The organism is Corallococcus silvisoli (genome assembly GCF_009909145.1).
GTDB classification, from domain to species: domain Bacteria; phylum Myxococcota; class Myxococcia; order Myxococcales; family Myxococcaceae; genus Corallococcus; species Corallococcus silvisoli.
The window spans coordinates 18,015-32,852 of sequence record NZ_JAAAPJ010000013.1; the positions used below are offsets into that span (position 1 = coordinate 18,015).

General features: G+C 70.7%; 12 protein-coding genes. 8 read left to right on the forward strand and 4 right to left on the reverse strand.

The genetic code is table 11. The annotated features are described in order from the left end of the window. The first annotated feature begins 92 nt into the window (after positions 1 to 92). The 6 genes from GTY96_RS24880 (at position 93) to GTY96_RS24905 (ending at position 10,581) form a co-directional block, all read left to right on the forward strand. A complete protein-coding gene (locus tag GTY96_RS24880; RefSeq protein WP_143905264.1) occupies positions 93 to 1,475 on the forward strand; it encodes a hypothetical protein in 1,383 nt (460 codons plus the stop codon). Between the two features lie 224 nt (positions 1,476 to 1,699). After that, positions 1,700 to 2,284: a prolyl hydroxylase family protein gene (locus tag GTY96_RS24885; protein ID WP_143905265.1), complete on the forward strand. Its 585-nt coding sequence runs from the start codon at positions 1,700 to 1,702 to the stop codon at positions 2,282 to 2,284. Between the two features lie 48 nt (positions 2,285 to 2,332). After that, a complete protein-coding gene (locus tag GTY96_RS24890; protein ID WP_201756376.1) occupies positions 2,333 to 2,536 on the forward strand; it encodes a hypothetical protein in 204 nt (67 codons plus the stop codon). A 79-nt stretch (positions 2,537 to 2,615) separates the two neighbouring features. Further along, complete coding sequence (locus tag GTY96_RS24895; protein WP_143905266.1) at positions 2,616 to 4,205, forward strand: SDR family NAD(P)-dependent oxidoreductase; 1,590 nt, start codon at positions 2,616 to 2,618, stop codon at positions 4,203 to 4,205. Positions 4,206 to 4,428: 223 nt separating this feature from the next. Continuing rightward, entirely contained in the window at positions 4,429 to 8,172 is a 3,744-nt protein-coding gene (ileS, locus tag GTY96_RS24900; protein WP_161666000.1) for an isoleucine--tRNA ligase, read from the forward strand. A 321-nt stretch (positions 8,173 to 8,493) separates the two neighbouring features. Continuing rightward, complete coding sequence (locus tag GTY96_RS24905; RefSeq protein WP_161666001.1) at positions 8,494 to 10,581, forward strand: TonB-dependent siderophore receptor; 2,088 nt, start codon at positions 8,494 to 8,496, stop codon at positions 10,579 to 10,581. A gap of 3 nt (positions 10,582 to 10,584) precedes the next feature. Here the strand turns inward: GTY96_RS24905 and GTY96_RS24910 are convergent, their stop codons facing one another. From GTY96_RS24910 to GTY96_RS24920, 3 genes are read right to left on the reverse strand one after another with little or no spacing between them, the layout of a single operon-like run. Beyond that, on the reverse strand, positions 10,585 to 12,141 hold the full coding sequence (locus tag GTY96_RS24910) for a PepSY-associated TM helix domain-containing protein (protein ID WP_161666002.1): 1,557 nt from the start codon (positions 12,139 to 12,141) through the stop codon (positions 10,585 to 10,587). Further along, entirely contained in the window at positions 12,138 to 12,425 is a 288-nt protein-coding gene (locus GTY96_RS24915; RefSeq protein WP_161666003.1) for a hypothetical protein, read from the reverse strand. Before GTY96_RS24915 ends, GTY96_RS24910 begins: the two co-directional genes overlap by 4 nt. Beyond that, positions 12,422 to 12,709, reverse strand: a complete 288-nt coding sequence (locus tag GTY96_RS24920; RefSeq protein WP_161666004.1) for a hypothetical protein — start codon at positions 12,707 to 12,709, stop codon at positions 12,422 to 12,424. The genes GTY96_RS24915 and GTY96_RS24920 overlap by 4 nt, the downstream gene beginning before the upstream one ends. A gap of 181 nt (positions 12,710 to 12,890) precedes the next feature. Here GTY96_RS24920 and GTY96_RS24925 point away from each other — a divergent pair, with 181 nt between their 5' ends. Then, entirely contained in the window at positions 12,891 to 13,265 is a 375-nt protein-coding gene (locus tag GTY96_RS24925) for a GFA family protein (RefSeq protein WP_161666005.1), read from the forward strand. Between the two features lie 21 nt (positions 13,266 to 13,286). Here the strand turns inward: GTY96_RS24925 and GTY96_RS24930 are convergent, their stop codons facing one another. Beyond that, the gene (locus GTY96_RS24930; RefSeq protein WP_161666006.1) at positions 13,287 to 14,135 is read right to left on the reverse strand and encodes an oxidoreductase; all 849 of its coding nucleotides are present in this window, start codon (positions 14,133 to 14,135) and stop codon (positions 13,287 to 13,289) included. 96 nt (positions 14,136 to 14,231) lie between these two features. Here GTY96_RS24930 and GTY96_RS24935 point away from each other — a divergent pair, with 96 nt between their 5' ends. Then, positions 14,232 to 14,819: a TetR/AcrR family transcriptional regulator gene (locus GTY96_RS24935; protein ID WP_161666007.1), complete on the forward strand. Its 588-nt coding sequence runs from the start codon at positions 14,232 to 14,234 to the stop codon at positions 14,817 to 14,819. Positions 14,820 to 14,838 lie beyond the last annotated feature (19 nt).

Consider the following 14,838-nt stretch of genomic DNA (forward strand, 5'->3'; position numbering starts at 1 on the left):
ACAAGCCGTCGTCACGTGTCCGTGACACAGGGCATTTCCGTTGTTGTCAGTGGGTCATGCTATGCGGCGCTTCCCCTTCCAGGAGGCTTCACATGGATTTCCGTACCCTTGGTTTCACTTGTTTCATGGCCCTGGCCGCGCCCGCGTGCGGCCCCACCACCGCCCCCGTGGAGCCGCCCGTCGAGGACACGACGGGCACCACCACGGCCGCCGCGACGGCGGAGCGGCTCTACGCGACGGAGGCGTCGCTCAACCTGAGCTTCGAGACGCTGGGCACCTTCGAGACGCGCAACGGTGTGCGCGCGCTCATCCTGCACGCCACGGCGAACCGCTACCTGAGCCATGTGTTCAGCTACGTGCCGGATGACGCCTTTGGCGAGGCGAACATCATCAGCGAGCGTCGGCTGGAGGTGGTGCTACCGGAGGGCTATGAGCTCAACTCGGTGCTGTCCGGCCTGCCGCTGTTCGTGACGGTGGACACCTTCACCGGCACGCCCACGCACTACACGGCGCGCATCGAGGTGTCCCCGCGCTTCTATGACTTCCGGGGCTCCAGCTCGGTGTGGGTGGAGGAGGCCGTCACGCCCCGCTACGTGGTGGGCGGCAACGAGCCGCTCGTGTATCGCGGGAGCGTGGACGTGGCCGCCACGTCGCTCAGCGTGACGGCGCCGGACGGCGCGCCCACGGTGTCTCGCGTGGACGCGGACACCTTCCAGATTGACTGGCGCTACCCGGCGCTGCACCAGGCCATCGACCCGCACACCACGCCGCTCACCTTCACGGCGACGCTCGACAACGGCACCACGGTGCAGAAGACGGGCCGCCTGGTCGCGCGCGTCACCAGCCTGGCGCTCACCACCGGGGATGCGTACGACGTCTGGCCGACGCCCAACTGCCAGCCCGCCGTCTACGACTGCGTGCAGAACAAGCCCGCTGGCACGACGGACTTCGCCTCGTGTGGCACCTACCGTGAGGTGTCGCGCTGCATGTACGTCACCAACGCGTGCACCGTGGGGCAGCCCCAGCCGCTGTCGCTGACGTCCATCGACGCGTCCTCGCTGGAGCCCGCGCGGCTGACGTGGAACACCGGCTCCAACAACGGCGCGTGGCACGGCCTGTCGCCCATCACGGCGTTCCGCACGCCGTCGTGCCCGGCCTCGCCTCCCACCATCCAGGGCGTGGTCCAGAAGGTGGCGGAGCAGGACCAGGGGTTCCCGGAGCCCTCGTACGGCACGTACACCAACCGCGCGGGCCTGACGCAGAGCATCCTCTTCACGAACAACTACTACGGCGACGGCACCGCGCTGCTCCAGGCGATTGATGCCTACGCCGGTGGCGGCGACATCCAGGCGTGGCTCTACACGGGGAGCGTGTCGTGCCACAACTGCCACGAGTTCGACACGCGCGCCATCCTCTACTACCCGGCCACGCGCAAGGTCGTCGTGCTCAACGGGTACTACGGCTACGACTCCTGATTGAGCCAGGGCGGATGAAGCAGGCCAGCGCCCCGGGCTCCCCGGGGCGCATGGCCCGCGAGCCCGGGGGTCCTATCCAAAATCCGGCCGCTGCGTCACTGTGAGGCGGCTTCGGTCTCATCGAGCCCGTTCACCCGAGGGAGACGGGCTCGACGGTGGCGGAACCGAGGCCTCGTTCCCTCGGATTTTCCAGGCCAGGACACGGCCCTCGGAGGCTCCACGCGATGCGCATCCTGCCCCATCCCGATGAGGCGCTCGGCACGGTCAACCCGCTCATCATCACCGTGGAGCACCTGCTCAGCGGCGAGGAATGCGGCGCGCTGATTGAGCGGATCGAGCGCGCGGGACCGACGGCGGCGCCCATCACCACGTCGAGGGGCTTCGAGATGCGGCCCGACATCCGGAACAACAGCCGGGTGATGTTCGACGACGTGGCGCTGGCGACGACATTGTTCGAACGCATCCTCCCCCACGTGCCGCGCCGCCTGGAGCGCGAGTGGGAGCTGTGCGGGGCGAACGAGCGGCTCCGCTGCTACCGCTATGAAGCAGGCCAGTACTTCGCGCCGCACTTCGACGGCGCCTTCGTGCGCAGCCCCGACGAGCGCAGCCTGCTGACCTTCATGGTCTACTTGAACGACTGCCCGCATGGAGGCGCGACGAACTTCTTCGCCTCCGGGCACTCCGTGACGCCGAAGGCAGGCGCCGCGCTGCTCTTCAATCACCACCTGCTCCACGAGGGCGCGGAGGTCACGGCGGGGCTCAAATACGCGCTTCGCTCCGACCTCATGTATCGGCGCATGGGCGCCTGAGGGCGGACCGCCCGTCGCATCCGTCGCGAGCGATACATCCCGGTGGGCGTGGCCAACAGCCCCTTCGTGGCGCGGGTGGACGGAGCGACACACGGCGCGACCACGGCCTTCCTGCCGAGACAGCGGCCGCGGTGGTCGCTGGGCGTCATCGCCGCCAACGCCGTGGTGCTGGCATACGGCTTCGCGGACGCGCTCCTCCGCCGCGTCCCCCGGGCGCGCGAGGTGACGCCGCGCCGGCTGGGCCCGGGCTGAGCCGGCCTGCCCGCCCGCCCCCCGAGCCCACGGCAGGCACGCCTTTCCCTGGAGCGCCCGGGAGGATAAGCACCGGGGCGTGAAGAACTCCGCCGTCGAGAACCTCCCACCGCCGTCACAGGACCCCGCCCTCCCCCCTGACATCCGCGAGGAGGACGTGCGCCGCGCCACGGCGCTGCTGAACACCCTGGCCGAACACCGCGTGCTGCTCCGCCGCATCCCGGAGGAGGACCACCACGCGCTCCTGGCCGCCGCGAGCCGGCTCATCCACCCGGACAAGGCCGCCAAGGCCCGGCTGGCGAACGCGCTCAAGAAGGAGCGCAAGGACCAGCAGCGCGCGAACGACCGCGCCGTGCGCTCCGGCACGGAGATCCGCATGCTGCGCAAGGCCCCCGTGCTCACGCTGCCCATGCTGCCGCCACCGCCGCCGCAGGAGACGCCGGAGCGGCTGCTGGAGGTGCCGCGCAAGTGCTACGTGTGCAAGGCGGAGTTCCGCAAGCTGCACTTCTTCTACGACGCGATGTGCGTCGCCTGCGGGGACCTGAACTACGCGCGGCGCACCCAGCGCGCGGACCTCACCGGCCAGGTGGCGCTCATCACCGGCGCGCGGGTGAAGATTGGCTTCCAGGCCTCGCTGATGCTGCTGCGCTCGGGCGCGCGGGTCATCGCCACCACGCGCTTCCCCCAGGATGCCGTGCAGCGCTACGCGCGCGAGCCGGACTTCACGGACTGGTCCCACCGCCTGCACGTGCACGGCCTGGACTTGAGACACGCGCCCAGCGTGGAGCTGTTCGCCCGCTACATCGAACAGACGCACGAGCGGCTGGACATCCTCATCAACAACGCGGCGCAGACGGTGCGCCGCCCGCCGGGCTTCTACCAGCACCTGCTGGAGGGCGAGCTGCGCGACCTGAACACGCTGCCCCCGCAGGTGCGCCCGCTGCTGTCGGGGCACGCGGCGTGCGTCGCGGCGCTCCGTCCCGCCCTGGGCTCGGGCGACGCGGGTGACGCGGGCACGTCCCTGCCCGTCGCCACGTGGCGCAGCAGCGACCCCGCGTTGGGCATCCACTCGTCCGCGGCGCTGTCGCTGCTCCCCTACGCGATGGAGCAGGAGGGCGACACGCGCGCGCTCTTCCCGGAAGGCCGGCTGGACGCGGACCTCCAGCAGGTGGACCTGCGGACCACCAACTCCTGGCGCCTGCGGCTGTCGGAGGTGCGCACCGCGGAGATGCTGGAGGTGCACCTGGTGAACGCGGTGGCGCCCTTCATCCTCTGCGGGAAGCTCAAGCCGCTGATGCTGAAGGACCGCTCGCGGCCGGGCCACATCGTCAACGTGTCCGCGATGGAGGGCAGCTTCTCGCGCTGGACCAAGACGGACAAGCACCCGCACACCAACATGGCCAAGGCCGCGCTGAACATGATGACGCTGACGTCCGCGCCGGACTACGCGCGGGACAACCTCTTCATGAACGCGGTGGACACCGGCTGGGTCACGGACGAGGACCCCGCCCTCCACGCCGAGCGCAAGGTGCAGGAGCTGGACTTCCAGCCCCCGCTGGACATCGTGGACGGGGCCGCGCGCGTCGTCGACCCCGTCATCACCTCCGTGAACACCGGCGAGTGCGTCTGGGGCAACTTCTTCAAGGACTACCGCCCCACCGACTGGTGACCCCCGCCCCGGCCGCGGGTCGCGCCGCGCCCGACCCCGCCGGGACGGCTGAAGGGGGCCCCAGCAAGGGGACGGGCCCCCCGGGAGCCACCCGGGGTCATCCGCCTGCGCGGAATTGCATGGATTTCAGCTTAGGCGAATCTGTCCGCCGCCGAGCGAGGGAGGTCGCAAGGGCCTGGATTCACTGCCAGCGGGCCGGTCCGGTGGTATCAAGCACGCCACCATGTCTGAAAAGCCTTCGCCCCTGTTCGACGCGGTCCCCGTGGAGATGGACTTCCCGGCCGAGGAGCGCCGCATCCTGGCCTTCTGGAAGGAACGCGGCATCTTCGAGAAGTCGCTCAAGGCGAACGAGGGCGCCAAGAGCTTCGTCTTCTACGAAGGCCCGCCCACCGCGAACGGCCTGCCCCACAACGGCCACGTCCTCACGCGCGTCATCAAGGACCTGTTCCCCCGCTACCAGACCATGCGGGGCCACTACGTGCCGCGCAAGGCGGGCTGGGACACGCACGGCCTGCCGGTGGAGGTGGAGGTCGAGAAGGAGCTGCGCATCCACGGCAAGGCGGAGATCGAGCGCTACGGCGTGGAGCCGTTCACCGAGCGCTGCATCGAGTCCGTCTTCCGCTACACCGCCGAGTGGGAGCGGCTGACCCAGCGCATCGGCTTCTGGGTGGACCTCAACGAGGCGTACGTCACCTATCACCGCGGCTTCGTGCAGAGCGTGTGGTGGGCGCTCTCCGAGCTGTTCAAGAAGGGCCTGCTGTACCAGGGCCACAAGGTGGTGTGGTGGTGGCCGCGCGGCGGCACCGCGCTGTCCGCCGCGGAGGTGGGCCTGGGCTACAAGACGGTGGACGACCCCAGCGTCTACGTGGCCTTCCCGCTGCGCGACGCACCGGACACGGCGCTCCTCATCTGGACGACGACGCCCTGGACGCTGCCGTCCAACATGTACGCGGCCGTCAACCCGTCCGTGGACTACGTCACCGTGGACGCGGGGGACCGCAAGCTCATCCTCGCCGCGGCGCTGCGCGAGGAGCTGGCGAAGAAGCTGAAGAAGGACCTGCCGGTGCTGGCCACGCAGAAGGGCAGCGAGCTCGTCGGCAAGCGCTACACGCCGCCCTTCGACACGTACTTCGCCAAGGACGCGGACACCACGCTGCCCCTCAAGGACGGCGGCTCGGACACGGTGGGCTGGCGCGTGATTCCGGCGGACTTCGTCACGCTGGACAGCGGCACCGGCATCGTCCACACCGCGCCCGCCTTCGGCGAGGACGACTACAAGGCCTACCGCAAGGACAGCCAGCGCTTCCAGAACCCCGACGCGCTGGAGATGCGCTGCGCGGTGAAGCCGGACGGCACCTTCTCCGACGAGGTGCCGCTCGTCACCGGCCGCTTCGTGAAGGACGCGGACAAGGACCTGCAGCGCAACCTGAAGGAGCGCGGGCTGCTCATCCACACGGAGCAGTACCGCCACGAGTACCCCTTCTGCTGGCGCGCGGACGAGGACCCCCTCATCCAGTACGCCCGCCCCGCCTGGTACATCCGCACCACCTCCGTCATCGAGCAGGCCAAGGCGAACAACCAGCAGGTCAACTGGGTCCCGGAGAACATCAAGGACGGCCGCTTCGGCGACTTCCTGGCCAACAACGTGGACTGGGCCCTGTCGCGCGAGCGCTACTGGGGCACGCCGCTGCCCTTGTGGATCCACTCGGAGACCGGTGAGACGGAGGCCGTGGCGTCCATCGCGGAGCTGCGCCAGAAGCCGGGCAACAACGTGGCCGCGGTGGAGGCGGAGCTGAAGGCCTTCCTCGCCGGCAAGCCGCACGAGTCCAACGCGGAGCACCTGCTGGTCCACAAGCCGTGGATCGACAAGGTCACCTACGAGAAGCCCGGCGCGGGCGGCCGGTTCCAGCGCGTCCCCGAAGTGGTGGACGTGTGGTTCGACTCCGGCTGCATGCCCTTCGCGCAGTGGGGCTTCCCGCACGCGGAGGGCTCGCAGGAGATCTTCAACCGCGCGTTCCCGGCGGACTTCATCTCCGAGGCCATCGACCAGACGCGCGGCTGGTTCTATTCGCTGCTGATGGTCAGCACGCTGCTCTTCGACGAGGAGACGCAGAAGCGCATGGGCCTGTCGCCCCGGCGCGAATGGCCCATGCCGTACAAGAGCTGCATCGTGCTGGGCCACGTCTCCGACAAGGAAGGCAAGAAGGAGTCCAAGTCCAAGGGCAACTACACCCCGCCGGAGATCATCCTGGACGAGGTGCGCATGGACTTCGCGGTGCTCACCGCCACGGAGGCCGGCGTCCCCGCGGAGCCCGGCGTGGCGCTCATCGCGCGCGAGGACCTGGAGGGCCTGGACACGCAGGAGGGCGCCAGGGTGCAGCTCTTCCGCCCGGACCGGCCGGACGCGCCCATCACCGTGACGGTGAAGGTGCACAAGAAGCTCAAGCGCCGCGTGGTGCTGCTGGCGCCGCAGGAGCTTCAGCAATTGGACGTGAAGCCGTCCGCGCGCGGCGTGGACGTGATGCCGGTGGAGGTGCCCCGGCTGGCCGCGACGGAGCGCGTGGTGCTCAAGGACCCCGCCACCAAGGCCCCGGGCGCGGACGCGTTCCGCTGGTTCTTCTACGCGGCGAGCCCCACCTGGTCCAACACCCGCCACTCGCTGGCGAACGTGCGGCTGTTGCAGAAGGACTTCCAGGTCAAGCTGCGCAACGTCTACTCGTTCTTCACCATCTACGCGAACATCGACGGCTTCAACCCGGCGAAGGGCAACGCGGCCGCCACCGAGGCGCCGTGGCTGGCCATCCGCAAGAGCCAGGGCTGGCGCGAGGTGAAGGCCCGGCCCGTGCTGGACCGGTGGATCCTCTCCGAGGTGCAGCTCACCCTGCGGGACGTGTCCAAGGCCCTGGACACGTATCAGGTGTACGACGCGGCCCAGCGGATGGTGGCGTTGGTGGACGCGCTGTCCAACTGGTACCTGCGCCGCAGCCGCGAGCGCTTCTGGGCGCCGGGCTTCGAGCAGGACAAGGCCGACGCGTACTTCACGCTCTACGAGGCCCTCACCACCCTCACCGCGCTGTCCGCGCCCTTCATCCCGTTCTTCGCGGACGAGATGTGGGGCAACCTGGTGGGCAAGCCGTGGCCCACCACGCAGCCGGAGAGCGTGCACCTGGCGCGCTTCCCGGACGTGGACTCAAGCCTCATCGACGAGGGTCTGGCCGCGGAGATGGGCGCGGTGCGCGAGCTGGTGTCGCTGGGCCTCAAGGTCCGCACGGACAACCGGCTCAAGGTGCGCCAGCCGCTCTCGCGCGCGGACGTCATCCTGTCGCGCCGCGAGCTGACGGAGCGCGTGGCGGTGTACCAGGCGCTCATCTCCGACGAGCTGAACGTGCACACCGTGAAGCTGGTGGAGCCGGGCAGCCCGGAGGCGGACGTGGTGCGCTACCGCGTGCGCCCCAACCTGCGCGCCATGGGCAGCCGGCTGGGCCCCAAGCTCGCGCCGGTGCGCAAGGCGTTCGACGCGGGCGACGGCCGCGCGCTGCACCACGAGCTGCTCCAGACGGGCAAGGTGGCCCTCGACGTGGGCGGTGAGCGGATGGTCTTCCCCGCCGAGGAGCTGGAGACGCTGGTGGAGGCGCAGCCCGGCTACGCCGCCGCGGGCGCGGGCGTGGGCGTGGTCGTGCTCCACACCCAGCTCACCGACGCATTGGTGGACGAGGGCCTGGTGCGCGAGCTGCTGGCGCGCGTGCAGGGCGCCCGCAAGGACATGAACCTGGGCTACACCGACCGCATCCGCCTCTGGGCGGACGGCGATGACCGGGTGAAGCGCGTCATCGAAGCGGCCCGCGAGGAGATCGCCCGCGAGACGCTGGCCTCCGAGATCCACGTGGGCCCCCAGGGCCTCACCGGGACCGAAGAGGAAGCCAGCCTCAACGGCCTGCCCGCGCGGCTTCGCGTCGAGCGCGCCTGAGCCGCCGACGCTCCGGGTAACACCATACCCGGGGCGTCAAATACAGACATCGGGTGTGAGCCAGGGAATGACCGGGAGGGTGTGCACGCCTCCCGGAGCACTCCTGTCTTGCCGCGTCAGAGGGGGCGTGTTACGCGACGGGCCTCTCCTTTGATTTCGCAAATCATTCTCAATATTCCCACCCTGCCCCGAAGCCGCGCGCGTCGCCTCGTCCCGGGGGCGCTGCTTGGCGCCTCGTTCACCGTCCTCGCTTCCCCTGCGCTGGCACAGGAGCCCGCCGCGCCGTCGGAGTCCCCGCCCGCCCCGGTCCAGGCGTCGCCCGTGGAGGTCCCGGCTCCCGCCCCGGTGGCCTCGGAGCCGGAGGAGTCCTTCACGCTGCCCGCGGTGAACGTGGAGGCGGAGCGCGAGCGGGCCAACGGCCCGGTGAAGGGCTACACCGCGCGCCGCAGCGCCAGCGGCACGAAGACGGACACCGCGCTGGGTGAGACGCCGCAGTCGGTGTCGGTGGTGGGCCGGGCGCAGATGGATGCGCAGCAGGCGCAGTCCGTGGTGGAGGCCACGCGCTACACGCCGGGCGTGCGCTCGGAGACCTTCGGCGCGGATCCGCGCAACGACTGGTTCCTGGTGCGCGGCTTCACGGCGCAGGAGGGCGGCTACTTCCTGGACGGGCTCCAGCTGTACTCCAGCAGCTTCGCCACCTGGCGCCTCGAGCCCTTCGGCCTGGAGCGCGTGGAGGCCGTGCGCGGCCCCGCCTCCGTGCTCTACGGCGGCACGTCGCCGGGCGGCCTGCTCAACATGGTGGGCAAGCGTCCGCCCACGGACGGGCCGGTGCGGCACGTGGAGGTGGGCGGCAACTCGTTCGCCAACGGCTACGCGGCGGTGGACCTGGGCGGCGCCATCGACGACGGCAACCACTGGCGCTACCGGGTGACGGCGCTGGCGCGCGGCGGCGGCACGCAGGTGGACGACACCGACAACAACCGGCTCTTCCTGGCGCCGGCCCTCACCTGGGCGCCCACGGAGCGCACGTCGCTCACGCTCCACGGCAGCGTCCTGGCGGACCGCACGCAGGGCCAGAACTTCCTGCCCTACGTGGGCACGGTGGTGGACGCGCCGTATGGCCGCATCCCCACCGACCTCTTCACCAGCGACAAGAGCCTGGACCACTTCCAGCGCGACCAGGCGTGGGCGGGCTACGAGTTCTCCCACCGCTTCGACGACACCTTCACCGTGCGGCAGAACCTGCGCTACGCCCACCTGAACCTGGACTTCCAGACGCTCTACGGCGTGGGCTACCAGGGCGACCCCGCGGATGCGCTGCTGGCCCGGGGCAACTTCGTCACCCGGCCGAGCGCGAACCTCTTCACCGTGGACACGCAGGGCGAGGCCCGCTTCACCACCGGCCCCGTGCACCACAAGGTGCTGGTCGGCGTGGACTTCAAGCACTACCGGCTGGACGACGACCAGGGCTACGAGGCGGGTGCGCCGCTGGACCTGTTGAACCCCGTGCGCGGCGACTACACGCCCACGACGGCGCGGTACGCGCAGAACCGCGCCACGCAGGACCAGCTGGGCGTCTACCTCCAGGACCAGCTGCGCTTCGGCGAGCGGCTGAACCTGGTGGTGAGCGGGCGCCATGACTGGGTGGGACTGGACGTCCAGAACACGCTGCTCCCCACGGCCAGCTACAACGGCAGCGAGGGCGCCTTCAGCGGACGCGCGGGGCTGCTCTACCGCTTCGACAACGGCATCGCGCCGTACGTCAGCGTCTCGAACTCGTTCACCCCGGTGGCGGGGACGAAGACGGACGGCTCGCTGTTCAAGCCGGAGACGGGCCAGCAGGTGGAGGCGGGCGTGAAGTTCCAGCCGGACACCCTGCCCGTGCTGGTGGGACTCTCCCTCTTCGAGCTGAAGCGCAAGAACTTCATCACCACGGACGGCGCCTTCAACCAGCTCCAGATTGGCGAGGTCCGCTCGCGCGGCCTCGAGGTGGAGGCCAACGCCACGCTGCTGCGCGGGCTGAGCCTCATCGGCTCCGCGTCGCTGTACTCGCTGGAGATCACCGAAGGGGCGGACTTCGAGCTCGGCAAGCGGCCGGTGGGCGTGCCGGAGGTGCTGGCGTCGCTGTGGCTGGACTACACGTTCCAGGACGGGGCGCTGCGCGGCTTCGGCGCGGCGGCGGGCGTGCGCGGCGTGGGGGCTTCGTTCGCGGACCGGGACAACTTGTTGGAGGTGCCGGGCTTCACGCTGGTGGACGTGGGCGTGCACTACGAGCGCGGCCCGTGGCGCGCGGCCATCAACGCCGCCAACGTCGCGGACAAGACCTACGTGTCCTCGTGCAGCTCCGCGACTGCGTGCTTCTACGGCGAGCGCCGCAAGGCGTCCGCGACCGTCGGCTACACCTGGTAGCCGTCACGCGCCGACGAAGGGCCCTTCCGGTGCATCTCCGCCTGGAAGGGCCTGCGCGTGCTTCCTTCCGCGCAGGCCCCACGCGAGGCCACCGCAGCCCAGGGCCAGCGCGCACAGCAACGCCTCCGCCAGGAACACGGGCGGCAGGCCCCGCGCCAGCGCCGTGAACAGGTTCACATCCCGCAGCGCCGCGTCCGCCACCACCACCCCGCCGAACAGCGCCGCGGCCCCCGCGCACAGCGCGCTCCCCACTCGCCTCGAGGAGCCTCGCGGGACGAGCGCGACAACCACCGCGAGCACCCACGCGCCCAGGAACAGGCCGAACTCCCAGTCGCCCCGGCGCGCCAGCGTCCACGGCAGCGCGCGGTTCGCGGCGCAGTAGACCGCCGTTCCGAACACGAGCCCGGCGGACACGCCCACCGTCAACCGCTCCAGGACCCGATTGCCCAGGCGCGTGCGCAGCGGGTCGCGGCGCTCCAGCCAGACCAGGTTCCCCGTGACGAGCACCGCGCACATCGCCAGCGCCAGCAGCGCATAGAGCGGCTTCGTCAGCGCCTCCGCGTACCGGCCCGCGTGCAGGTCGAAGAAGATCCGCTCGACGGTGAAGCCCGGCGTCCGGGACTCGACGCTCGACCCGAACGCCTCGCCGTTCACGCTGTCCACGTACGCGAAGTGGTCCGGCCCCAGCGGCGACAGCTGGAAGTAGACGCCAGCCCAGGCGCGCGCATCCCCGTACTCGTGAAGCTCCACGTAGCGGGGCGTCCCCTCCGCGCCGGGCACCGACGCCCGCGCGCGGGCCACCACCGCGTCCAGCGACAGCATGGGCGCCTCGCGCCCGGTGGCCTCCCGCACGGGCTGCGTGTAGCCGCGCAGCCGCGTCACCCGGTCCGCCTGCCCCCGGTACACGGTGCTCCCGAAGCCCTGCGACGCCAGCCCCGCCAGACACAGCACCGCGCCCGACCACGCGAGCATCGCGGTGAACGGCAGCCCGAAGACGCCCAGCACCTTGTGCGCATCCGACGCGGAGAAGCGCGGCTTCGCCGTGGGCCGGAAGCGCCACCACTGCGCCCGCAGGTCCTTCAGGTGGATCCACAGGCCGCTCACCAGCGCCACCAACAGCGCGACCGCCACCACCCCCGTGAACTCCATCCCCCAGGGCAGCCGGTAGAAGAAGTGCATCCAGTACAGCTCACTGGCCAGCCGGCTGCGCTCCACCAGCGCCGTCCCCGTGAGCGGGTCCAGCCACACCACGCGCATCCCCGCCGGCTCGAAGAGGTACGCGGTGATGAACCGCGTCTCCCCATGCGTGAGCAGCCCCACATGCGAACCTCGCGGCAGCGGCCCCTGCTCCCTCACCCGCGCGAGCATCGCGTCGAAGGACGGCGGTGACTCCGAAGGCGGCGCGACGTGCAGCGCCGGCTCCTGCCAGACCTCCAGCTCCTCGCGGAACATCGCGAAGACGCCGCAGAAGAAGATGACGAACAGGAAGAGGCTGGCGACGACGCCCGCCCACGCATGCAGGTCGAACTGGATGCGGAACGTCCGAGCGGACAGCTTCATGCCGGGCCCCGCAGGGCCAGCGCGACCGCCACCGGCACCACCACCGCCAGACACACGCCCCAGGCCACCCGGCCGCTCCTCGCCAGCGGCAACGTGCACGCGAGCAGCACCCACACCGGCAACACCCCATGGAAGCCCAGCGCGAACGCCCAGGGCCCCGACACGGGCAGGAAGGCCATCACCGCCGCGCCCACCGCGAGCGCGGCCAGCGGCGCGCCCAGCACCGCCGCCAATGTCCGCGCGACGGAGTGGTTCGCCGCCTTGTCCCCAGAACCCGCGCTCATCGCCCCACGCCCAGCAGCACCAAGGGCAGGAGCCCCAGGCCCCCGCTCACCCACGCGACCGCCCGAGCCCGCGCCGGCCGGGGCGCCAGCACCAACACCAACACCGAAGCCGACGCCATCGCGAACACCGTCAACACCAGCAGCCCCGCCACCGGCCCGAAGCCGCTCACGCAGCACCCCAGCGACGCCAGCCCCGGCACCGCCGCGAGCCACCGCCCACCACCCCCACCGCCCAGCCACGACACCGCCGACACGCAGAAGGCCAGCGCGGCAAGACTCCACATCGCGGACACCCGAGGGCCCCGTTCCCTGGCCCAGAATTGAGAATGATTTGCATCCTCATCAGAGCCTCCACCCCTGTCAAGGCAAGCGGATGGGGCCCGTGCTCCGGGTGTGGGCGCCCCGGCACGGACACGGCGGCCCTCTCTGGTTTTACAGGATGCCTGCGTCCTGCATGATGACGGGATGAACGAAGCCACGCCCCTGAAGGGAAGCTGTCACTGCGGTGCGACGAAGTTCGAGGTGGCGGCTCCGCCCCGGGAGCTCACCCGGTGCAACTGCACGTTCTGCTCCAAGCGCGGCGTGCTCTGGGCCTACTACCCGCTGGAGCAGGTGACGTTCACCCGCCGCGAGCAGGTGGGCGTGTACGACCGCAACGCGCCGGTCGTCCACCACCACTGCCAGACGTGTGGCTGCGGCACGTGGTCGGACATCCCCGTCTGGGAGGACAACGCCGCCGTGCCCGGGAAGTTCAAGGTGGGCCTCAACGCGCGCCTGTTCGAGGACTTCAACCTGGACGCCGTGCGCGTCACGTTCGTGGACGGGCGCAACCTCTGGTGACGTCCGCCCCCACGGGCCGCGCTACTTCGCGAAGTCGGTGGACAGCGACAGGTGCTTCCACCGCGCGTCCGCCGCCTTGAGCGCATCCAGCTTCTCCTCCGCCAGCCCGAACGCGTCGCTGCCCAGCACCAGGTGCAGCGGCGGGGACTCCAGCGCGGCCACCTGGAGCAGCACCTGGGCCGCGCGGTCCGGGTCTCCCGGCTCCTTCCCCGTCCGTGAGCGCAGGGCCTGCGCGACGGCGCCGACCGTGGGCGCGTACTCCGGCCGGAAGTCCGCGATGGTCATGGACGCCCCGGCCCAGTCCGTGCGGAAGCCGCCCGGCTCCAGCACCGTCACCTTCACGCCGAAGGGGGCCGTCTCCTTGGCCAACACCTCGGAGAAGCCCCCCACCGCCCACTTGGCGGCCTGATACGCGCCCAGCCCCGGCGTGGACAGGCGGCCTCCAATAGAGGAGACCTGGATGATGTGCCCGGAGCGCTGCTCGCGGAGCACCGGCAGCGCCGCGCGCGTCACGTTCATCACCCCGAACAGGTTGGTGTCGAGTTGCGAGCGGAAGTCCTCGTCCGTCACCTGCTCGATGGGCGCGAGGCCGCCGTAGCCCGCGTTGTTCACCACCACGTCCAGGCGCCCGAACGCCTCCACCGCCGCCCTCACCGCCGCCCGCGCCTGCTCGGGGTTCGTCACGTCCAGGGCCACCGCGCGGACGCGGTCGCCGTAGCGCTCCACCAACGAGGACAGCTGCTCCGGCTTGCGCGCCGTGGCCACCAGCCGGTGCCCGGCCGCCAGCACGGCCTCCGCGAAGCTGCGTCCCAGACCTCGGGAGGAGCCGGTGATGAGCCAGACGCGGGAGCTTTCAGGGGACGCACTCATGGCGGGAATCCTTTCAACTAACTGGTTGGTTACATGGATATAAAGGCCCTGTTCGCGGGGTGCAACCCGGAGTGGGCTGGGGCATGGTGGAAAGGTATGGCTGGAGACGCCCAGAAGACCCGGCAGCGCTTGTTGGAGGCAGCCGCGGCGGAGTTCTCGGAGCAGGGCATCGCGGGCGCGCGCGTGGACCGCATCGCGGCGGCGGCGGGCTGCAACAAGGCGCTCATCTATTCCTACTTCGGCAGCAAGGAGCAGCTGTTCGACGCCGTGTTCGAAGCGCACGTGGCGGAGGTGGCGCGCGAGACGCCCATCGACGCGGCGGACCTGCCCGCCTACGTGGGGCGGCTGTTCGACGGCTTCCAGGCCCGGCCGCAGGTGCTGCGCCTGGCCACGTGGTACGAGTTGGAGCACGGCCCCACCGTGGACATCCCGGAGGCGGTCGCGCGCAGCAACCAGCACAAGGTGGCCGCCATCGCGAAGGCCCAGAAGGAGGGGCTGGTGTCGAAGCACTTCGCGGCGGACGAGCTGCTGGCGCTGGTGCTGGCGCTCGCCAAGACGTGGGCCTTCCCGCTGTCCTACTGCGCCACGGCCACCCCACCCACGCCCGCCGAGCTCCGCCGGCGCAGGCGCTCCGTCGTGGAGGCGGTGCGCCTGCTGGTGACTCCCGTCAGCGCCCCGCCTTGAGGCCCCGCATGACCTTTCG